The sequence below is a fragment of the Marinobacter maritimus genome (genome assembly GCF_007671675.1).
GTDB classification, from domain to species: Bacteria; Pseudomonadota; Gammaproteobacteria; order Pseudomonadales; family Oleiphilaceae; genus Marinobacter; species Marinobacter maritimus.
Map to the genome: position 1 here is coordinate 408,295 of NZ_VCGW01000002.1, position 20,487 is coordinate 428,781.

The following is a 20,487-nucleotide window of genomic DNA, read 5'->3' on the forward strand; positions in this document are numbered from 1 at the left end:
AACATGTGGCTATCGATCCTTGCCGTTAGCGCTGGCGCCGTTCTCGGCGCCAATCTGCGCTGGTTGTTGGGGCTATGGCTGAATACAAGCTATCACGCCATTCCCCTGGGAACGCTTGCAGCCAATCTCGGAGGAGGTTGGCTGGTTGGGTTGCTGATCGGGTATTTCAGTCATTCCAGTGCGCTGGCGCCCGAGTGGCGCCTGTTTGCCATCACCGGTCTGTGCGGTGCCCTGACAACCTTCTCCACGTTTTCCCTTGAGATGTTTGCTGCGATTCAAGAGGGTAAATGGGCCATGGCGGTAACCGGTATTCTGGTTCATGTCCTTGGCTCCATTCTGATGACGGCGTTGGGTATTTACTTCTTTGGTCTTGTGAAGGGCTGACTGGTAACTTTACGTACAGGATTTGTTTCAAATCTACTTGGCAAGCCGGTTATTCAGTAGTAGAGTGTTTTGGAAGGAAAGATTCAGTAAAGCATTTCATGAATAAGACGTACTCCGCAGTTAGTAGTGACCGTCCTGTTTTTGATTCCGCGAGTTCTGTATTTCCGTAAAACGCTGACCAGCCACATTCAGTGAATGGCAGCAGATAATATGATTGATTTCAGGAAGTTTAAGTATGTCTACTACTACCGGTACTGTTAAGTTCTTCAACGAAGCAAAAGGCTTTGGCTTTATCACTCGTGAAGGCGGCCCGGACGTTTTTGTTCATTACAGCGCTATTCAGGGCAGCGGTTTCAAGACTCTGGCCGAAGGCCAGCAAGTTGAGTTCACCGTTACCCAGGGCCAGAAAGGTCCTCAGGCGGAGAACGTTACTCCTCTCTAATCCCGTTCGGATAGAGTAGTAACCGCCAAAAAGGCAGCTTCGGCTGCCTTTTTTTGTTGGAATGGACCTGTTAATTTCATGCGCCGGGGCCTTGATGTGATACATTTCAGCCGGACACTGAGTATTACTGGGTTAAACAACCGGAGAGCTTATGAAGCTGATTGGATCGAGTACCTCGCCCTATGTTCGGCGCATCCGAATTTTGCTGGACGAAGAGCGTTACGACTTCGTTAATCTCGATATTTACGGCGCAGACCGGGATGAAATCAGGCGGACCAATCCGGCGCTTAAAATACCGGTTCTGGAAAACGATGGTCAGGAAATCTACGACTCCCGAATTATTTCCCGTTATATCAGCGCCAAGCAAGGCAAAGACCCACTTACCTGGGATCAGCAGAACCAGCTCACCCTGATTGATGGCGCCAACGACTCAGCCGTCATTCTGCTTCTGGCCAAACGCTCCGGGCTGGATGTAGACACCCCGGGCGTATTGTTTTTTGATTTGCAGCGCGAGCGCATCATGACCACCATGCGCACGCTCGCCGCGCAGGTGGAAGACGGTCAGTTTGAAGATTGGAACTACCCGGCAATGTGCCTCTATTGCCTGGTGGACTGGCTGGAATTTCGTGATCTGGTTCACTTCGCCGGTATCGAGAGCCTGCTTGCCTTCCGGGACAGCCGGAAAACCAACCCCTGGGTTGCCGAAACAGATCCGCGTAATTCATAAGCGCGATATGCCCGAAGGTGCCCGGTTTTCCGGGTACCTTGTCATGCGGTAGTTGTCGTTAATCCCTACTCTTTCCAGCTTTTCCTGTCTGAATACCCTTCTCCCAACGGATAGTTTGTCGCAATTGGACATCGTGTTGTCGTAATTTGGCAGTGCGTTTTTGACCTGAGCGGACTAATTTCTACGCAGGCGCCTTTAAGGTGCACGCTGCAATGTTTCGGGCGACGATTGCCTGATACCGGGAATTTACAGGGAAAAGAATAATGAAAAGACTGACGAGACGGGATTTCTTGAAAGCGTCCGCCATGGGTATGGGTGCGGTGGTCATCTCTACAGGCCTGGCTGGCTGTGTACTGGACAGTGATGACAAGCGCTCAACGACGTTTACCCATGGGGTTGCCAGTGGCGACCCTCTGGCGGACGGTGTCGTTCTCTGGACTCGAGTGGTGCCAGATAAAGATCTTGATAAAGCCGTGAGCGTCGCTTGGGAGGTCGCAACAGACAGGGAGTTTGAGAACCTTGTTCATTCCGGCACTGCAGACGCTAGAAGGGCACACGATTTTACGATCAAAGTCGATGTGCGGCGCCTTTCCGCAGGTCAAACCTACTACTACCGGTTCCATACGTCCGACAGCCAGTCGGTCGTCGGCACAACCCTGACCTTACCCGAAGGTAGCGTCGACTCTGTGCGGTTGGCGGTGGTTTCTTGCGCCAATTACCCGGCGGGCTATTTCAACGTCTATCGTGAAATCAGTAAGCGCGATGATCTGGATGCAGTCGTGCATCTGGGTGACTATATTTACGAATACAGCAGTGAGGCTGGCAGCTATGGCGCAGCAGACGCGGCTGCGCTGGGGCGTACATTCCCTGCGGACAACAACCTTGAGCTGATCAGGCTTAATGATTACCGGCGCCGCTACGGCATCTATCGGGGCGATAGCGATCTACAGACCCTGCATAGCAAAGTACCGTTCATCGTGGTCTGGGATGACCATGAGATAGCCAACGATGCCTGGGAAAATGGCGCCAGCAACCATAATGATGGTGAAGGCGATTATGGCACGCGGAAGCTTGAGGCGTTGCAGGCGTACTTTGAGTGGATGCCTATTCGCCCGGTGATCGAGGGCAACGATGAAGCTATTTTCCGCACTTTCCAGTTTGGCGACCTGGTGGCCCTGCATATGTTGGACACCCGCCATATGGGCCGGGATGAGCAACTGGACTATCTGGACTATTTCACGGCCACCGGGCTGGATCAGGCCCGTTTCATAGCCGATGTCGGAAGTACGAACCGTACTTTACTCGGAGCAGAGCAGCTGCTCTGGCTGCAAGCCTCGATGGGGTATTCCTCAGCTACCTGGCAAGTGTTGGGGCAGCAAATACTGATGGGGCGAATGAACCTGCCGGCAGAGTTGCTCGTCAAAATTGCAACAGAGGACTTTAACGGTTTGCCCCAACAACTTGGGGAGCTTGCAGCACTCAAGTATAGGCAGCTGCAAAATGACCCCTCCCTGACACCAACAGAGTTGGCTCGGATAAACACCGTTGCCCCATACAACCTTGATGCGTGGGACGGTTACCAGTATGAGCGCGAAGTGGTCTTGGGCACCGCAAAGCAGTTGAACAAGAATCTTGTGGTACTGGCCGGCGACACACATAACGCTTGGGCTAACAACCTGAAAGATATTAATGGCGACCAGATTGGCGTGGAGTTCGCAGCATCGTCGGTTTCTTCGCCGGGCCTTGAAGAGTATCTCGAGCTGCCAGAGAACCAGATTGCTGGCGCCGAGCAGGGAATCGGCCTTCTGGTGGATGATCTGGACTATCTGAATATCAATCAGCGCGGTTATATGGTGGTGACTTTTACAGCCCAGGAAGCCCGGGCCGACTGGTATTTCGTTGATACCATCAAATCCCGGGACTACGCCATCGACACGGCGCGCAGCGAGAGCCGCATCGTCCGGCCTGGTGCAGGCAACCGGCGTGTGGAGCCGGCGCCCGTCTGATTGTCAGCGCAGGCCGCGGGTGATCAGGGTTGGGTCACCGCGGCCCTCCACTGCGGCCAGTTCGGCGCTGGACAGCCACTCTCCGGGAGGCTTGTCCAGAACACTGGCGCAGGCCGCCAGAGCGTGGGCCCAGGAACAACGGTTGGTAAACAGCATACCGGCCTCGTTCAGTGTGCCGCCCCGGTTGACATAGCCGAGGACTCTGCTTCGGCCCGGATCCGGGAATAGCGGGTGAAGATGTCCGCGGAATACTTCAGGTCGCATGTGTGTGAGCGCGACTCTGCGGTGCAGTCGATTCGGTAACAGGCGCTCGCGCTCAAACACGGACATGCAACTTTTCGCTTCCAGAGTGTCCCTTGGCTCGCGGAAACGCCCCGGCTCCTGTAGGTAGACCAGGCGGAACGACGTGCCGGTTTCGCGCAGGCGCTCGCAGGCGCGAATCGCCTCGGATAGCTGGTAGGCGCCGTTTGCAATGAGCAATATTGGCTCTCCTCCGGACGTATCCTCGTCAACCACCAATGCGCCCTGCCGGGCAAGCGCTTCCGCTTCGTGAGTATCAAAAACGCAAGGCCGTTCCCTTTTTGGAATGACCATGCAACTGATTTTTCCTCGCCCCGTGAAAACTGATGGGAGAACTGCCAGGGTACTGTTGTAGTCAGCAGGGAAGATGACCCGCGACACATCGCCCATTTCTCCCAGCAGGCTTTCACAGAAAGTTGTGTCCTGGTGGGACTGTTCGTTTTTGCCGTTTTCCCAGGTATGGGAAGTGGCAATAACCGGCATGCCCAGCCAGCGCGCCGGGCGACCAACGGCTTTCTGGTGGCGTGAGAAAATGAGTTCCTGCCGGATGGCGCCAAGCATTTTTACGCAGAAGGCTTCGTAGCTCGCAACCAGGTTGAGCCCTGCCTTGTTCGCCAGACAGGCGGATACAACGGCTTCTTCGTTGAGCACGGTGATGATTTTTCCGTGCACCGATTCCGATGAGTTTTCGGGGTCGTTCGCCCGATGCTTGAGATCTTCCAGAACACCGGTCAGGCGATTGCTCGCGAGCTCGTCAGGGTTGCCCACTCGGGCCCGGAGGTCAGGGTTTTGCGCAACAAGAGCCCGGAAAAAGCTATCCACTGCCAGCATCGGGGAAACCGGATCGTGGCGCGCGGGAATGGCTGGAATAACGATGTCTGGCGGATTGCGTTTTGCCAGTGGGTGGTCGCGCTCCAGAGGGCGAGCCTGCTGTTCGTGTTCCTTCAGGTTCAGCACGCTGTGTGCAAGTTCTTCCGGATCGACCCATAGGCGAGCGGCATGTTCCTGAAACAGCTCCCGGGAGCGCACATCCATCCGCGGGTTCCCCGGCAGCGGCAGGTTATGGGCAGAGTTCAGGCCTGCGCCGTAAAAACCAAAGCCTTTGACGGTTTCCGCAATGCCATAGGGAATACGAATCGGGTAATCCTGTTCGCCTTCCAGCGCACGGTCGCCCCGATATTGAAGAGAGAGCTCCATTTCAGTCAGGGCGCACACAAACGCCGCCGGGTCGTGGCCATCAAACCGGAAGGGATCAAAGCCCCGGGCTGCCAGATGCGCCTCGAAGCGTTCGAGCCCTTCCCGTGTACCCAGCTCGGTGCGCTGTTCAATGCGGCGACCGTTGGCAATCATGATCGGCGTTACCAGACCACAGTCGGCCGCCCGCCACCAGCGGGGGATCCAGTCGCTACCGCGTTGCTCTTCAGCGGCGCCGTCAGAAAGAAACGCTACCAGTGACTCACCAGGCAATGGCATATGGGCGTACTGGAGTTCTGCAAAGCCCAGATAACCGCCCTCGATAATGCCGCCCGCCGTGTATGGGTTCACGTGACTACCCAATGGCGCCGCCATACTGCCGTCCGGTTTTTGCTGGTAGCTGTAAAAATCCGCTACCATTCGTGACAGCCCGCCTGTTCCTGTATAACGTTCATGCTGTTCCGGGAGCAGATTACCGGTCAGTACGTTCAGCGCGTCGATGGCTGCCACGCAATGCCCCTGGCCCATCAGCCAGCTTCGGGTTCGCCCGGTCAGGTTATTGAGAGCCATGTATGCCGCGTAAGCGGGCACCATATTCAGTGCTCCGCCGGTATGGCCTTCAGGGTTGCTTTTGAAATCCCGTGCCGCCAGCGGGGCGCCAGAGCTGTCAACGCGTGTGGCATAAGTCATGTGCACAACCAGCCACAGACCCGCGCTGGTCAGCCGGTCGAGATCTGCCAGTTTGCGATAGACGGTTGCAGTATCGGGTTGAAGCCCGGCAGCCACAAGGCGTGAAGCGAGCGCCTGTACGTGATCGCAGGTGGTAGCGGTGTGCTGGATCACGCCATAGCCGCGGCGCCAGAGTTCATACTCAGGGCAAGCCGTTGATGGCGAAGTGGGTGATGACATGGCGTGCCTCCACGGCTTGATTATTTGAATGCGATTTTAAGACACGCAGCCCGAAAATCGTTTGATACAGGTCAGTCAGACCTGCTTCTGACACCAAACGCAGTTTGTGAACACTTTTTATGAGGAGAGACCGATGACCGATGACAAGCGCCGCCGTTATTCCGCCCCTGTGGTGGACGGTATTGGCAAGTCCGCCAGCCGTGCGATGCTCCGGGCCGTCGGCTTCACCGATGAAGATTTTCGCAAACCCCAGATTGGTATTGCTTCAACCTGGAGCAACCTGACGCCCTGTAATATGCACATCCACGAGCTGGCAGAAGCCTCCTCGGCGGGTGCCGATGCGGCGGGTGGCAAGTCACTGATCTTTAACACCATCACCGTTTCCGACGGCATTGCCAACGGCACTCTCGGGATGAAGTACTCTCTGGTTTCCCGCGAAGTCATCGCAGACTCCATAGAAACCGTCGCTGGCTGCGAAGGATTTGACGGGCTGGTCGCCATCGGCGGCTGTGACAAGAATATGCCGGGCTGCATGATGGGTCTTGCCCGCCTGAACCGGCCATCGGTGTTTGTGTACGGCGGCACCATCATGCCCGGTGAAAACCACACGGATATTGTTTCGGTTTTCGAGGCGGTGGGCGCTCACGCCCGGGGTGACCTTGACTTGATCGAGGTAAAGCAAATCGAGGAAACAGCCATTCCAGGCCCCGGTTCCTGCGGCGGCATGTACACCGCCAATACCATGGCATCCGCGATTGAGGCCATGGGCATGAGCCTGCCCGGCAGCTCAGCTCAGAATGCGGTATCCGACACCAAGACGGACGATTGCCGAGCCGCCGGTGCGGCGGTTCTGAATCTTCTGGACAAAGATATCAAGCCTTCGGATATCATGACCCGTCAGGCATTTGAAAATGCCATTACCGTTGTGATTGCCCTGGGCGGTTCAACCAACGCGGTGCTCCATCTTCTGGCCATGGCCAGCACCGTTGATGTTGAGCTGAGTCTGGAAGATTTTGTCGAGCTTGGTAAGCGCGTGCCTGTGCTGGCAGACCTGCGCCCGAGCGGGCATTACATGATGTCAGAACTGGTGGCGATTGGCGGTATTCAGCCCCTGATGAAGATGTTGCTGGAGCGGGGCTTGCTGCACGGGGACTGTCTGACCGTAACCGGGCAGACGATGGCGGAAAACCTGAAGCATGTTGCGCCTTACCCTGAGGCACAGGACATCATTCATGCCTTTGACAATCCTGTCAAGGCCGACAGCCATTTGCGCATTCTCTACGGCAACCTCGCTCCGGAGGGCTCGGTGGCGAAGATTACCGGAAAGGAAGGTACTCACTTTTCCGGTCGCGCCCGGGTATTCCACTCTGAAGAAGAGGCCCAGGACAGAATTATGGATGGGACGGTCGTTGCCGGTGATGTGCTGGTTATCCGCTACGAAGGGCCCAAAGGAGGCCCGGGTATGCGCGAGATGCTGACGCCGACGTCGGCAATCATGGGTAAAGGGCTTGGCAACGATGTGGCGCTGATTACAGACGGTCGTTTTTCCGGCGGCAGCCACGGTTTTGTTGTCGGTCACATTACGCCGGAAGCCGCAAACGGTGGCCCCATTGCGCTGGTTGAGGATGGCGATACAATTACCATTGATGCGGTTGCCAACAGCATTGAGCTGAATATATCCCCTGAAGAACTGGAGCGCCGGCGTGCCGCTTGGGCAGCGCCCGAGCCACGCTTTACCCGCGGAGTGCTGGCAAAATACGCCCGCACCGTAAGTTCCGCATCCACGGGTGCCGTTACCGATCTGCCGTAGAGCATTAGAAGTCGCAAATATTAACAGTTCACCAAGAGTGTAATCGATGTTCAGAACGAAGATGGCGAAGATTCTGTTGTGGCTTTTTTTCAGTCTGCCGATGGTGGTTTGCGCCCACTCCAAAGAGTCCGGTAAAGTTGACGTCGATATTCAAGGCCCGAACCTGGCATCCGTGAATGCGGCTGTGGCCCTGGCAGGTAGCAATGATCTGATGTTTGGTAAAAACGCGGACCGGCCTGTCCCCATTGCCTCTATTACCAAGGTGATGACAGCACTGGTGGTCCTGGAGTCTGGCGCGCCGCTGGATGAATGGCTGGTTTTCCTGAAACGCCATACGTCCGCGGCGGCCAACGCCTACAGCCGTATCCGGATAGGCTCGCAGATGCGTCGTGCAGATGTGTTACGCATTGCTCTCATGTCATCAGAAAACTTTGCGGCCTACACGCTTGCCCGAAGTCACCCGGATGGCTTTGACGGGTTTGTGGCGGCCATGAACGCCAAGGCCAAAGCGCTTGGCATGACGGGCACCCGGTTTGTGGATCCGACGGGACTTTCGGCAGCGAATCTCTCAACCGCCGGGGATCTGGTAAAGCTTGTCAATGCGGCTGCCGAGTATCCTGAGATCAGGGAGTACTCCACAACCAATTATTTCCGTGGCCAGTTCCGTAAGCCCCGGTACAGTTTGTCGTTTGGCAATACCAACGCTCTGGTGCATCGTGACAGCTGGGGTGTAGGCTTGAGCAAAACCGGCTATCTGTCGGAGGCTGGTCGCTGCCTGGTGATGGTCTCCAATATGAACGGCAAACAGGTGGTTACGGTTCTGCTGGACTCACTGGGAACCCGGTCACCCATGGGAGACGCCGGGCGTATCAAACGCTGGCTGGATACCGGCGCACGTGGAAAAGTGGCGAACGTCGCGCGGAAATATGCACTGGAAAAGAACGCTGCCTATAACTCCGTCGTGGGCCACAGCACGACGACTGCACTGAAATAAGCCTTAATAAAACCCGTGCGGAAGCACGCGACACCTTGAGCAGGGTAGAGACTCCATGATCCGGATTTTTACGACGGGCGGCACCATCGACAAGGTGTACTTTGACGCCAACAGCGAGTTTGAAATCGGTGAGTCTCTGGTGCCGGAACTGTTGGCAGAATCCAATATCCACGAGGGTTATATTCTTCAGGGGCTGTTGCGTAAGGACAGTCTGGAAATGACCGATGGGGATCGTACGCAGGTTCTTGAGGCTGTCTCAGGCTGCGACAGCGACCGCATTCTGATTACGCATGGTACTGACACCATGGCTGAAACTGCCCAGGCACTGTCGTCGCTGAATGACAAAACCATTGTTCTCACCGGGGCCATGCAGCCTGCCCGCATGCGCCGCAGTGATGCGGTTTTCAATATTGGCTTTGCCTGGGCAGCCGTGCAACTTTTGCCGCCTGGAGTCTATGTTGCCATGAACGGAGAAGTGTTCGAGGCAGGAACCGTAAGGAAAAACCTGAGAGCCCAGCGCTTCGAGCGCACCTGAACTTAGCAGGCCGAGGCGACTTCCTGTTCTGTCAGCTCCCGATAATCGCCGGGGTCCAGCGCCGGGTCCAGTGTAATGCTTCCGATACTTTGTCTGTGCAGAGCTTCTACATGACTGCCCACCGCGGCCAGCATGCGCTTGACCTGATGATAGCGCCCTTCTGAAATCGTTAACTCAATCAGCTTTTGCTCCAGAATCTTTACCTGTGCAGGCTTTGTCGGCTTTGCATCGTTATGGAGCATAACGCCCGTTTTCAACTCTTTAATGGCCGACTCTGAAAGGGGCGTGCTCAGGCTCACCCGGTAGGTTTTCGGGCAGTCTACTCTCGGCGAGGTGATCCTGTGGGACCATTGGCCGTCGCTTGTCAGCAGCAGCAAACCGGTGGTATCGGCGTCCAACCGGCCGGCAATGTGAAGCTTGCTGGTCAGCTCTGCTGGCAGAAGGTCCAGCGCTGTGGGGTGGTCGCTGTCGCGCGTCGCACTGATGACTCCTGCGGGCTTGTTGAGCATCAGATAACGCTCACCCGGCAGAGTTAGCCGCACACCTTCCAGCATGACCTGAGCTCCGGTTGGCAAATGTTTACCGGTACCCTTCCAGACCTCACCGTCTACCTCGACGTTACCAGCATGTATGGCGCGCCTGGCTTCTTTGCGTGAAAGTGTTGAGCTTGTGGCAATAAACTGATCAAGACGCATGGTTTTAGCACTCCTCGCCGGGGGCCGGCGTCGCAAAACTGGCAAGGCACAGCACTGGAATGGCTCCGGTCGTGCGGGCCCAGAGTAACGGTAGTGCCCCGCTATTCATGGCTCGCCTTGGCGCTCGTTCACCATTAGCCGGTGTAAGGCTACCATCCTGTTCATAGGCCAGTACAAAAGAAAACGGATGAGCTCCCGGGATGCCCAGGCGAACATCGGTTGCGGTGATTTCGCCATTGGTTGCTCTGTAGTCGAGAAAGCCCCGGGTAAACCATTCCAGCCGGCGGGCTTCCGGCAGCTGTGCTACGGAGTTTGCGAGCGTCGGTTGGCGGCGGAAGTACTCGAGCGTTAAGGGAGCGTCATCATCCAGAAAGCCGGTAACAATTTCAACTCGCTGCTGGTCAGTGATCGCAGTGGCGCGCCAGAGTACCGTGTTGAATGGCATAGGTTGTACCAGCAGCCGGGCGTCAGAGAGGCCGGCTTTTGCGAGTGCAGGTTGCACGCGCTCGGTAATAACCTGCTGAGCAACAAAAGACCAGCAGAGGTACGCAGTGGACAGAAGCAGACCAGCCGTTATGGCACGCAATGCGGGAGGGCGAATCAGGAAGGCCGCGCAGCCTGCGAGCAGGGGAAGAGTATACAGCGGATCAATGATGAAGATGCTGCTAATCGCAAGAGGCCTGCCAACCGGCCAGAACAGTTGGGTGCCATAGGTGGTAAAGGTATCCAGAAGGGGGTGGGTCATCAGCACCAGGGCGGTCAGCAGCAGCCAGCGCGGGAATCCCGGTTCCGGCTTCCAGCGCCAGAGCAAGGCCGCAAGTAACAGCGACAGGGGTGCAAGGACGAACAGCGAATGGCTGAAGCCGCGGTGTTGGGTGAAATTCGCAACCGCCGTTCCGTAATCAATCAGCACATCGAGATCGGGAAGCGTGGCCAGCAGTGCGCCGGTCAGAAGAGCCGGCCGCCCGAGAGCCTTGCCTGCCACAAGGCCTGCTATTGAGGCGCCAAGAGCTGCCTGAGTGATTGAGTCCATGAATTCCGTAAAAGTAGAAAGTGATGGTAAGTATTATGCGCGGAATGGGGATTCAGATCACGGGGAGAAAGAATTGCCAATAAAACAGGTGTTAAAAAAACCGACACCCCGGGCTTGTTGAAAGCGCGGGGTGTCGGTTTTGTACTATGTGCACTACAGGATTATGGCGTTCCTGTTGGTGTCTCAGTCAATCACGCGGCTTTGCGGCGACGTGCCATGCCAAGGCCAGCCAGGCCCAAGCCGAGCAGGGCCAGGGTGCCGGGCTCTGGGACTGCCGTTGCGTTCAGTTTTGCGAATAGCTCGTACTGACGAATAGTGTCTTCGGGAGTGCTGGCATCAGCATTGAAGCCAAGCAGTTCCAATGTGTACTCAAATCCGCCAAGAACGAAGCTAGAGCTTGTAACCGTAGCGCCAGTTTGCGAGATCACGTCATTAACCGGGCCGTCGTTTTCATTCCAGCACCAGAACAGGAAGCAAGATTGGTATACACCGTTGTCAACAGTTTCGGTGTGTGAAAATACAAACTCACCATTCGATGTGCTGGTTTCACCAAAGCCTGAAAAGCCAAGTGTTACGGCGAGATCAGTGGATGTCAGTGTTGGTCCGGTGACTTGTTCGTTTATGTGGGTCAGTGAGCCGAGGCTGAAAACAGAATCATCAATAATCTGCATTGGCAGAGGGGATGCGCCTGTAAAGCTGTAGCTGCTTTGCGGCTTTGGATTCCAGCGACTACCGGTGTCGCCCCAGCTGATTGTGCTGGTGTTGTTCCCATCGGCCAAACTGCCGTTGCTCTTCAGAGCGTTTTCAAAAACGCCGTCAATGGATGTCACATCAACCGGAAATGCCGCAACACTCATGGCCGCTGTCAGCAGCAGTGCACCAAGGGATCCTTTCGCCAACATCTTCATGGCCTTACTCCTAGCTTTAAATGATGAAATGACACAATTCATTTTGTGTCGCAACTCGCTACTTCTAAGCTAGTTTCGTGCCAACTAATAATATCTATTAATAACAATTACTTGCTGTCTTTGCTTGGTTTCTGTGTAAAGAAAACTGACAGGTCTGGTTAGTTGTTTACTCCAAGGTCATCAAGCAACTCTTGTCCCGGGAAGCCATCAGCGATCATCCCGTTATCATGCTGATACTTGCGGATAGCTGAGCGGGTTGCGGGTCCGGTAATTCCATCCGGTTTGCCGGCATCGTATCCGCGTTCATTGAGAGCAGCCTGAAGTTCAAGCACTGTGTCTCGTGAGAGTGCGGGTGTATCTACTGGGGGTGGATTCTGGAGCAGCCCGGCGCCGGCAATGCGGTCTGCGAGGTGGCCCACTGCAATGGCGTAAAACTCCGAACGGTTCCAGCCCATGATCACCTTGAAGTTGTGATACGCGAGAAAGGCAGGCCCTTGATGGCCGGCAGGAACAATCAGCGCAGCGGTAATATCTTCCCGAGCAAGGGCTTTGCCGAATGCATCAGTAATGCCCAGTTCCCGCCACTTGCTCAACTCAAGGCGGCGACCGTCGGCAAGAGAGTAGTCAAAGCTCTCTGGCAGCAGCACCTCTCGGCCCCAGCGATAATCTCCATCCCAGTTCATGGACTCGAGAAAACGCCCGGCGGACATCATGGCGTCTGGCAGGCTGTTCCAGAGATCACGGCGCCCGTCGCCATCGGCGTCGACGGCATGTTTCAGAAACACGGTGGGCATGAACTGTACGTGGCCCATGGCGCCAGCCCAGGATCCTTCCATCTGTTCTGCCGGTATGGCGCCTTCATCAATAATCCGCAGTGCGGCAATCAGCTGTTCGGTAAAGAACTTGCTGCGGCGGGCGTCACAGGCCAGTGTTGTCAGCGAATCCGGCACGGACATTTTGCCGAAATAGCTGCCAAAGTTGGTTTCCAGCCCCCAGAAGGCAACAAGATAGGCTGCGGGAACGCCCGTTGCCTCGGTAACCCGTTCCAGCAGAGCGCTGTGCTCTTTTATCAGCTCACGGCCCTTGTTCACCCTGTCATCGTTAACCCGACGGTTCAGGTAGTCTGCAAACGTGGTGGTGAACTCGGGCTGTCTGCGGTCCAGCTCGATTACCCGGTCTACGTGCTCGACCCTGGTCATGACCTCCTGAGCCGTTTTCGCACTGACTCCGGCCGCAATGGCTTTTTCCTGCAATTGCAGCTTGCACTCTTCGAAGCCATCGGATGCTTCCAGAACGGCCTCACTGTCTGCCACTTTAGCCATTGCAGGCAGGGTGGCGATAGCCAGAATGGCGGATACAGAAAGACGGCACGCCATATGCCGGTTGGGCAGAATCCTTGCAAGCTTGGTCAGCACGTGAAACCTCGATCAGGGTAAACGGTGTGGATGATGCTTGATCCCATGGTAGCGTGTTTTGGGGTCAGGGAAATACTTAACGAGGCCACCGGGAGTGACAGTTCTTTAACCTGGTGCATGCGGGGCCTTGTGAAAGGGTGTCGCTATCTGCGTTTACGTTTGAAGTTTGTGGTTTTTTGTAGCTTGCAGGTTTTCCCGGCGGGCCTTTGTTCTATAGTTGAGCGAAACCTTTACAAGAGTTCGGAACATGGCAACGCTGAAAGCGCTGGTGGTTGATGACGCCAGTTTTGTAAGAGATCTGGTTAAGCGGACGATACGCCAGCGCTTTCCGGTGATAGAAACCACCGATGCGCAGAATGGCCGGAGGGCGCAGTCGCTTATGTCCCGGGCGAGCTTTGATCTGATTCTGTGTGACTGGGAGATGCCGGAGATGTCTGGCCTCGAGCTGTTGCAATGGATGCGTCAGCAGCCCCAGTACGAGAAAGTGCCTTTTATCATGATTACCAGTCGAGGCGACAAAGATCATGTGATCGAGGCTGTGAAAGAGGGTGTGTCTGAGTATCTGGGCAAGCCTTTCAGTCCGGAAGGCCTGAGCAAGAAAATCATCAAGGTGATGGGGGGGACCCTCAAAACTGCCATGGACCAAAACGGCAAATCCATGGCTGGGCCGACCGATGCTCTCAAAGAGTCGGCGGCTTTGCTAACGCAAAAACGTGAGCCCTTGCCGACCGCTGCGACTCAACCTGCGCCTGGAGCCTCTGCCCAACCATCTGCGGAAGGCTCAAAACCGGCAGTTTCAAAAGGCAGTATGAGCCTGGCCTCGATTCGTTTTGCCGAAAGTACGCTGAGATCAGCGGTCAAGGATATCAACCTGACGGAAGTACGAGTGATTGCGAAGCGGGAGCAGGCGTTTCCGGGCATCCTGGATCAGGCGGTGGTTGATATAGAGATCGGCGATGGGCAGATGGCAAGGCTGAACGGCTATGTGCACCAGTTGCAGGCCGTGGACAAACGTCAGGACACAGACTTCGTCAGCGTAACCATCCGCTTTGTGGACGAGGATCCGAAAAAGCTTGAGGATCTGTCCCGGTTTGTTGCGCGTTTCAGAGCTGGTAAGCGTTAAGCATCACCCACACCCATCGTATGACTTTGAGGATTCTCAAGCACTCGTTCCGGGGGGAAGTGACAGACAAATTCGCTGCCTTCACCGAGGCGGCTGTGTATTTCCAGACTGCCATCATGATTGATCAGCACGTGCTTGACGATGGCCAGCCCCAGACCGGTTCCCCCGGTGTCTTTATGCCGGCTGGGATCGGCACGGTAAAAGCGTTCCGTGAGCCGGGGGATATGAACCTGATCGATACCGGCGCCTGTATCTTTTACCGAGAGGTGTCCCCCCTCAGTGTTGGCGAACCAGGCGACGGTAATCCGGCCGCCGGCAGGCGTGTATTTTACCGCGTTAAATATCAGGTTGGAGAATGCACTACGTAGCTGGTTTTCATCGCCTTTAAGCAAATGTGGGTCAATTGCCTCGAAAATGATCTCGTGCTGCTTTTCACCGCTGAGTGTTCGCGCGTCCTGGCAGATCTGTCGAACCAATCGATCAACATCCGTTGGAGTATCACTCACAGTCTGTTCGCCGGTTTCGATCCGGGATAGCAGAATGAGATCGGTAACCAGCGTCTCCATGCGAAAAGACTGGGTAGCCATCGTATTGATGGCTCGTCGCCATTTGGATGGCAATTCATCAGCGTTGTCCGCAAGGGTTTCCAGGTAGCCACTGATCACAGTAAGCGGAGTCCGCATTTCGTGGGAAACGTTACTCACAAAATCCCGGCGCATCTGCTCCAGTTGATGCAGTCGCGTGACATCTTTGGCTACGATGAGACGGTCTTCCTCTCCGAACAGGCTGATCTGGATTTGTAGATGAATATGGGGTCTGGCGGGTGAATGCAGCTCCAGCGGCTCACGGTAATCTTTGGCGTCGAAGTAGGATTTGAAGGCCGGTGTGCGGATGAGGTTATAGATGTACTGGCCCTGATCCGTGTTACGACGGAACCCCAGCAGGTGTTCTGCCGAACCGTTCCACCACTCCATGGCACCACGGGCGTTGGTCATGATGACGGCATCACGCATGGCGTTGGTGGATTCCTGTATGCGGTCGATCCTGGCCCGTAGCTGGTCACGGGTTAAAAGATAGTTCTGGTTGAGCTTGTGCAGCTTGTCGAACAGATCGCCCCAAATGCCCAGACTCTGGGGGGCTTCATCGTTGGCATCCGGGTCTGCCAGCCATTGCGCCAGTCGACGGGTCTGGTTGAGAGTCCACAGCAGATAGAACCCTAGCCCGGCGGTCAGTCCGTAAACAGGATATCCCAAATAGAGGCCGGCAAGAGTGGTGCCTGTGAGGCCGGCAAGTGTGTAGCGCAGGTGTCGCGACCAGTTTTGCTGCATTAAAACCTGCCTTGAAATATCTTCGTGGGTTGCAGCAGCCTGTCAGGCTGGCTGGGTGGAAAACCGGTAGCCGGCGCCTCTCACGGTCTGAATCAGATAGTCGTGGCGTTCTCCGAGAGCTTTGCGCAGGCGCCGGATGTGTACATCAACGGTTCGCTCTTCGACGTAAACGTTGCCGCCCCACACCTGATCCAGGAGCTGTGAGCGGGTATACACTCGTTCCTGATGCGTCATGAAGAATTGCAGCAAGCGATACTCGGTAGGCCCTACGTTCAGAAAGCTGTCGTTGGCGGCGACACGATGGCTTGAGGGGTCCAGTGTCAGCCCGTCGACTTCTATGGGTGCATCGATACCGGGAGGCGTTGCCCGGCGAAGCACGGCTTTCAGTCGTGCGACAAGTTCCCGGGGGCTGAATGGCTTGGTGATGTAATCATCAGCGCCAACTTCCAGACCGCGGATCTTGTTGTCCTCCTCGACTTTGGCGGTGAGCATGATAATGGGGATGTCTGCGGTAGTTTCTTCTTTTTTCAGGCGCCTGGCGAGCTCGATGCCGCTGGTGCCGGGGAGCATCCAGTCAAGCAAAATGATATCCGGTTGCCTGTCTATAATCAGGGCGTGGGCCTCACGGGCGTCTGCAGCTTCCAGGCACTCGTAATCGGCCATCTCCAGGGCGACTGCAATCATTTCCCGGATGGCGGGTTCGTCGTCGACAATCAGGACGGTTTTTCCAGACATAAGCTATAACCTGTATCAGACCTTGATTTGTTGCGGACTTATTACAACGCCCCAGTGTTACAACCATGTGACAGGTGTTATCAGGAAATAATCAAATCGACGACCAAACCAACGAAAACGGCAAATCCTGCCCAGTTGTTGTTCAGGAATGCTTTGAAGCAACCATCGCGTTCGCGGTCCTTGGCCAGAAACTGTTGGTAGATAAACAGGCAGGCCATGGCAACCAGCCCCAGATAGTAGAAGGTTCCTAGTTCAACACGGTGGCCCACAATAATGAGAATGAGCACCACCATGGTCTGAAGTGCGCCAATGATGACGCGGTCGGCATCACCGAAGAGGATGGCCGTGGATTTAATACCGACCTTGAGGTCGTCGTCGCGGTCAACCATGGCATAAAACGTATCGTAAGCGACAGTCCAGAGCACGTTGGCGGTGAACAGCAGCCATGTGATCTGGCTGAGTTCGCCGGCCTCGGCGGCCCACGCCATGGGGACGGCCCAGGAGAAGGCGGCGCCGAGAAACAGCTGTGGCAAGTGGGTATAGCGTTTGGTGAAGGGGTAAATAAAAGCCAGAAGTGCGCCACCAAAGGACAGGTAAAGAGTGAGCGTATTGGTGAACAGCACGACCATGAGAAGCGAGACGATACACAGGCCGCCAAACAGCGCGACGGCCTCCCAGGCGTTTACGCGGCCGGTGGTTAACGGGCGGTCTTTGGTGCGTTCGACGTGCTTGTCCCAGTCCCGGTCGGCAAAATCGTTAATGGCGCAACCGGCGGCGCGCATGAAAAATACACCCAGCGTGAAGACGATGATGTTGCCAATGCCGGGACTGCCGTCCCCGGCAAGCCAGAGCGCCCAATAAGTAGGCCAGAGCAGGAGCAGTGTGCCAATAGGGCGGTTGATTCGCAGCAGCTGTGCGTAATCGGCAAGACGGCTCCGTATGTGTTCTGGCACGGCATCAGTCAGCATGGATCTATCCGTTTTGGGTATTTGAAAAAGAAGGACTGGATAATGAAAGTGCAGGGATTATAGCCAGTGCTTGGGCCAGGGTGAAAGCCGGAGCGCTTCTCTGATGGTTTGTCAGTTCTGGCGGTAAAGAATCGGTAGCAGGTATTCACCTACGAGCAGAGCGCTCTTTTTGTTGTTGAACAGCGAGCGGCGTGCAATCTCAGGCATGCCGGTTTTCGAAGATTCGAGGCCCTGATGATTGCAAAGCCCGGTTTCAAGGGGCCCGCGATGCCAGCCTCGGCTGCTGAACAGATAAGCGCCCAGGGGTTTGCTGCCAAGATGAAGAAGGCGCCGGCCCTCGCCCGCCAGGCAGGCAAGAGGAATAACTGTGCGCGCGAGAACCCAGGGTTTGCCGTCACCGCAGAGGTGTACTTCGCGGATCCAGGCAAGTTGGCGCAACGGAATCCTGAGGCGCCTGGCCTCTTCAAGAGTGGGTGCAGCAAAGCCTTCCCGCTGCACTTCCACGTGAAATGAGCTTGTGCACCGGTTCTGCAGCGCCCGGGTAAAAGACCCTTCCACTTGCAGCCAGTATCGCGCCGGGCCGTGAACGTCCGGATTGCGGAGCCCGGCTGCTGCGAAAGACCGGTACCAATCGGTTGGCGGAATGATCAGGCTGGTGTTGTTTTCACAGGTGTTGATATCAGAGACCCTTGACGGCGTATATCCCGGGCGCGTTGCGCCAGTAGCCTTTGTAATCCATGCCGTAGCCAAACAGGAAGCGGTCTTCAACATTCATGCCGGTGAAATCCGCTTTCAGGTCCGGGCGGGCCTTGCGATCATGTTGTTTGTCAACCAGCACGGCTGTCAGTACCTGTTTTGCACCGTGGGCCAGACAATAGTCGGCGATGGCGCACAGGGTTGTACCTTCATCGAGAATGTCGTCAACGATCAGTACAACGCGGTCTTTCATGTCGGCTTCTGGCTGAAGCTTCCATTCGAGAATACCGCCGGTGGTTTCCTGCCGGTAGCGTGTGGCATGAAGGTATTCTGCCTGCACCGGGAACTTGAGCCGGGGCAGTAGCTGGCCGGTAAAGATCAGTCCGCCGTTCATTACACAAAGCAGCAGAGGGTTGCTGTCTTTAAGGCGGCCGGTAATGTCGTCGGCCAGATTGCGGATGGCAGCCTGCACCTGCTGTTCATCAACCAGGCAATCAGCTTCGGCCATAACCTGATTCATTTCGGCGACGGTATCGGTCATAACGGTCGGTCCTGTCATAAAACCGGCGATTATACCGGAGAGGGTCGGCGGAGGGGAGGGGGTGTAAGGTGGACAATTGGCAGAAAAGCGTATTGGCTGCGTCTTCACCGGCATTGGTCAATCCGGGTGTGCCGGGTATTATGGCGCTGCGGTGCTCATAAGCGAATCGGCGCGGCGGACGCAAGGGTTTGTCAGTGGGAAAAAAGCACTTGATTGAAGTATTGTTCGACAATTAATATTGCGGCCACAAAATGTGGTGGAGAGATTGTTTATGAAGAAGTGGCAGTGCGTGGTGTGTGGCCTGGTCTATGATGAAGCAGAAGGCTGGCCTGAGGACGGTATAGAGCCTGGTACTACATGGGACGATGTACCCGAGGACTGGGTTTGCCCCGATTGCGGCGTGGGCAAGGAAGATTTTGAAATGATCGAGATCAGCTGATCCGGACGGAGTATGGTTATGACAGAACAGGCCCCCATCGTTATTGTCGGAACCGGTTTGGCGGGGTACTCCCTGGCCCGCGAAATCCGCAAGCAGGACAAGGACGCCCGGATTGTGATGGTGACCGCTGATGATGGCGTAAGCTACTCCAAGCCTATGCTGTCCACCGGATTTACCAAAGGCAAAGGTGCAGACGGCCTGGCCCAGGCTGATACTGAGGCCATGGCAGAGCAGCTGAATCTGGAGCTGCGCACCTATACCACGGTGACCGGTATAGACACGGAGGGTCGCAGGCTACTGCTGGGGGACGAGAGCCAGCCTTACAGCAAACTGGTCCTCGCCTGGGGTGCGGACGTCATTCGCCTGAGCTTGCCAGGTGATGGTCTGGAACGGGTATTTCCGATCAACGATCTTGGCGATTATCGTGCATTCCGTAAGGCGCTCAAGCCGGGAAATCGCGTGGCCATTATGGGTGCGGGGCTTATTGGCTGCGAGTTCGCGAACGACTTGCGCAATGGTGGCTACGAGGTAGAGGTGATCGCCCCTTCCGATGCCGTCATGCCGAGCCTGCTGCCGCCCGTCGCCGCCAATGCGGTGCAGACAGAACTGCAATCTCTGGGTGTGCGTTTTCATCTGGAAACGGTAGTTGAGCGGATTGAACCGGCGGAAACGGGTGTAACTCTGCACCTGGCAAATGGTGAAAAGATACAAGCGGATCTGGTGATTTCGGCGGTGGGCCTGCGGCCCCGGGCGCAACTGGCTCGCGCAGCAGGAATTGATACAGGCCGGGGAATCAGGGTGAACCGTGCGCTGGAAACCTCGGCTCAGGATGTCTTTGCCTTGGGCGATTGCGCAGAGGTTGACGGCCATGTGCTGCTCTATGTTTTACCTCTGATGGCCTGTGCCCGAGCGCTGGCAAAAACGCTGACCGGTGAACGCACCGAAGTGAGCTATGGAGCCATGCCGGTGATGATTAAAACACCTTGCTGTCCTGCGGCCGTCTGCCCCCCGCCGTCAGATGCTGAGGGTAGCTGGGAAACCGAGCAGGATGGCACCCATGTAAAAGCCCTGTTCAGAAACGCGGAGGGTGATGTGCTGGGATTCGCGGTTACTGGCCGCTTTGCGCTGGAAAAGCAGTCGTTGTCCAAGGTTGTGCCACCCATTCACTCGTAAGCACCCAACATCTCTGGGTGTTTTTTCATTTGAGCTGGCTCAGCCCGCCCCCCCCTGGATAATAAAGAGTGGGTGGCGGCGGCTTTTCATTGCGAACTGTCTGCGCTTGGGGTAGAAACTCCTTCGTGAGCT

The 20,487-nt window shown here is 56.0% G+C and carries 20 protein-coding genes; 10 read left to right on the forward strand and 10 right to left on the reverse strand.

The annotated features are described in order from the left end of the window. The first annotated feature begins 3 nt into the window (after positions 1-3). From crcB to FFI90_RS08975, 4 genes are all read left to right on the forward strand, one after another. Positions 4-384 (forward strand): fluoride efflux transporter CrcB, encoded by a 381-nt coding sequence (gene crcB / locus FFI90_RS08960; protein WP_144777691.1) that lies wholly within the window; start codon positions 4-6, stop codon positions 382-384. Between the two features lie 235 nt (positions 385-619). Further along, positions 620-826, forward strand: coding sequence for a cold-shock protein (locus tag FFI90_RS08965; RefSeq protein ID WP_071265711.1), 207 nt, complete (start codon positions 620-622; stop codon positions 824-826). Between the two features lie 151 nt (positions 827-977). Further along, positions 978-1,553: a glutathione S-transferase family protein gene (locus FFI90_RS08970; RefSeq protein WP_144777692.1), complete on the forward strand. Its 576-nt coding sequence runs from the start codon at positions 978-980 to the stop codon at positions 1,551-1,553. 263 nt (positions 1,554-1,816) lie between these two features. Then, complete coding sequence (locus tag FFI90_RS08975; protein WP_144777693.1) at positions 1,817-3,559, forward strand: alkaline phosphatase D family protein; 1,743 nt, start codon at positions 1,817-1,819, stop codon at positions 3,557-3,559. A gap of 3 nt (positions 3,560-3,562) precedes the next feature. Here FFI90_RS08975 and FFI90_RS08980 read toward each other — a convergent pair whose 3' ends face one another. Continuing rightward, positions 3,563-5,962, reverse strand: coding sequence for a phosphoketolase family protein (locus tag FFI90_RS08980; protein WP_144777694.1), 2,400 nt, complete (start codon positions 5,960-5,962; stop codon positions 3,563-3,565). A 133-nt stretch (positions 5,963-6,095) separates the two neighbouring features. Here FFI90_RS08980 and ilvD point away from each other — a divergent pair, with 133 nt between their 5' ends. From ilvD to FFI90_RS08995, 3 genes are read left to right on the forward strand one after another with little or no spacing between them, the layout of a single operon-like run. Then, the gene (gene ilvD, locus FFI90_RS08985; protein ID WP_144777695.1) at positions 6,096-7,772 is read left to right on the forward strand and encodes a dihydroxy-acid dehydratase; all 1,677 of its coding nucleotides are present in this window, start codon (positions 6,096-6,098) and stop codon (positions 7,770-7,772) included. Positions 7,773-7,818: 46 nt separating this feature from the next. After that, positions 7,819-8,766: a D-alanyl-D-alanine endopeptidase gene (gene pbpG, locus FFI90_RS08990; protein WP_246123460.1), complete on the forward strand. Its 948-nt coding sequence runs from the start codon at positions 7,819-7,821 to the stop codon at positions 8,764-8,766. Positions 8,767-8,821: 55 nt separating this feature from the next. Beyond that, positions 8,822-9,301 (forward strand): asparaginase domain-containing protein, encoded by a 480-nt coding sequence (locus FFI90_RS08995; protein WP_144777696.1) that lies wholly within the window; start codon positions 8,822-8,824, stop codon positions 9,299-9,301. A gap of 2 nt (positions 9,302-9,303) precedes the next feature. Here FFI90_RS08995 and rsuA read toward each other — a convergent pair whose 3' ends face one another. From rsuA to FFI90_RS09015, 4 genes are all read right to left on the reverse strand, one after another. After that, complete coding sequence (rsuA, locus tag FFI90_RS09000; RefSeq protein WP_144777697.1) at positions 9,304-9,996, reverse strand: 16S rRNA pseudouridine(516) synthase RsuA; 693 nt, start codon at positions 9,994-9,996, stop codon at positions 9,304-9,306. Between the two features lie 4 nt (positions 9,997-10,000). Continuing rightward, on the reverse strand, positions 10,001-11,029 hold the full coding sequence (locus FFI90_RS09005) for a metal-dependent hydrolase (protein ID WP_144777698.1): 1,029 nt from the start codon (positions 11,027-11,029) through the stop codon (positions 10,001-10,003). Between the two features lie 191 nt (positions 11,030-11,220). Then, positions 11,221-11,937 carry a THxN family PEP-CTERM protein gene (locus tag FFI90_RS09010; RefSeq protein WP_186317950.1) on the reverse strand — a complete coding sequence of 239 codons (717 nt, stop codon included), beginning with the start codon at positions 11,935-11,937 and terminating at the stop codon, positions 11,221-11,223. A gap of 158 nt (positions 11,938-12,095) precedes the next feature. Continuing rightward, entirely contained in the window at positions 12,096-13,313 is a 1,218-nt protein-coding gene (locus FFI90_RS09015) for a lytic murein transglycosylase (protein ID WP_144778297.1), read from the reverse strand. Between the two features lie 286 nt (positions 13,314-13,599). Here FFI90_RS09015 and FFI90_RS09020 point away from each other — a divergent pair, with 286 nt between their 5' ends. Continuing rightward, complete coding sequence (locus FFI90_RS09020; RefSeq protein WP_144777699.1) at positions 13,600-14,475, forward strand: response regulator; 876 nt, start codon at positions 13,600-13,602, stop codon at positions 14,473-14,475. Here FFI90_RS09020 and phoR read toward each other — a convergent pair. From phoR to FFI90_RS09045, 5 genes are all read right to left on the reverse strand, one after another. Further along, positions 14,472-15,803, reverse strand: coding sequence for a phosphate regulon sensor histidine kinase PhoR (gene phoR / locus FFI90_RS09025; protein WP_144777700.1), 1,332 nt, complete (start codon positions 15,801-15,803; stop codon positions 14,472-14,474). The genes FFI90_RS09020 and phoR overlap by 4 nt on opposite strands. A gap of 42 nt (positions 15,804-15,845) precedes the next feature. Continuing rightward, complete coding sequence (gene phoB / locus FFI90_RS09030; RefSeq protein ID WP_144777701.1) at positions 15,846-16,538, reverse strand: phosphate regulon transcriptional regulator PhoB; 693 nt, start codon at positions 16,536-16,538, stop codon at positions 15,846-15,848. Positions 16,539-16,618: 80 nt separating this feature from the next. Further along, complete coding sequence (ubiA, locus tag FFI90_RS09035) at positions 16,619-17,506, reverse strand: 4-hydroxybenzoate octaprenyltransferase (RefSeq protein ID WP_144777702.1); 888 nt, start codon at positions 17,504-17,506, stop codon at positions 16,619-16,621. A 111-nt stretch (positions 17,507-17,617) separates the two neighbouring features. After that, complete coding sequence (locus FFI90_RS09040) at positions 17,618-18,157, reverse strand: chorismate--pyruvate lyase family protein (RefSeq protein ID WP_246123524.1); 540 nt, start codon at positions 18,155-18,157, stop codon at positions 17,618-17,620. Positions 18,158-18,185: 28 nt separating this feature from the next. After that, positions 18,186-18,743, reverse strand: coding sequence for a hypoxanthine-guanine phosphoribosyltransferase (locus tag FFI90_RS09045; protein ID WP_144777704.1), 558 nt, complete (start codon positions 18,741-18,743; stop codon positions 18,186-18,188). 271 nt (positions 18,744-19,014) lie between these two features. Between FFI90_RS09045 and FFI90_RS09050 the strand changes: the two genes are divergently transcribed. Then, positions 19,015-19,182, forward strand: coding sequence for a rubredoxin (locus tag FFI90_RS09050; RefSeq protein WP_144777705.1), 168 nt, complete (start codon positions 19,015-19,017; stop codon positions 19,180-19,182). 18 nt (positions 19,183-19,200) lie between these two features. Next, positions 19,201-20,355 carry an NAD(P)/FAD-dependent oxidoreductase gene (locus tag FFI90_RS09055; protein ID WP_144777706.1) on the forward strand — a complete coding sequence of 385 codons (1,155 nt, stop codon included), beginning with the start codon at positions 19,201-19,203 and terminating at the stop codon, positions 20,353-20,355. Positions 20,356-20,487: the final 132 nt, after the last annotated feature.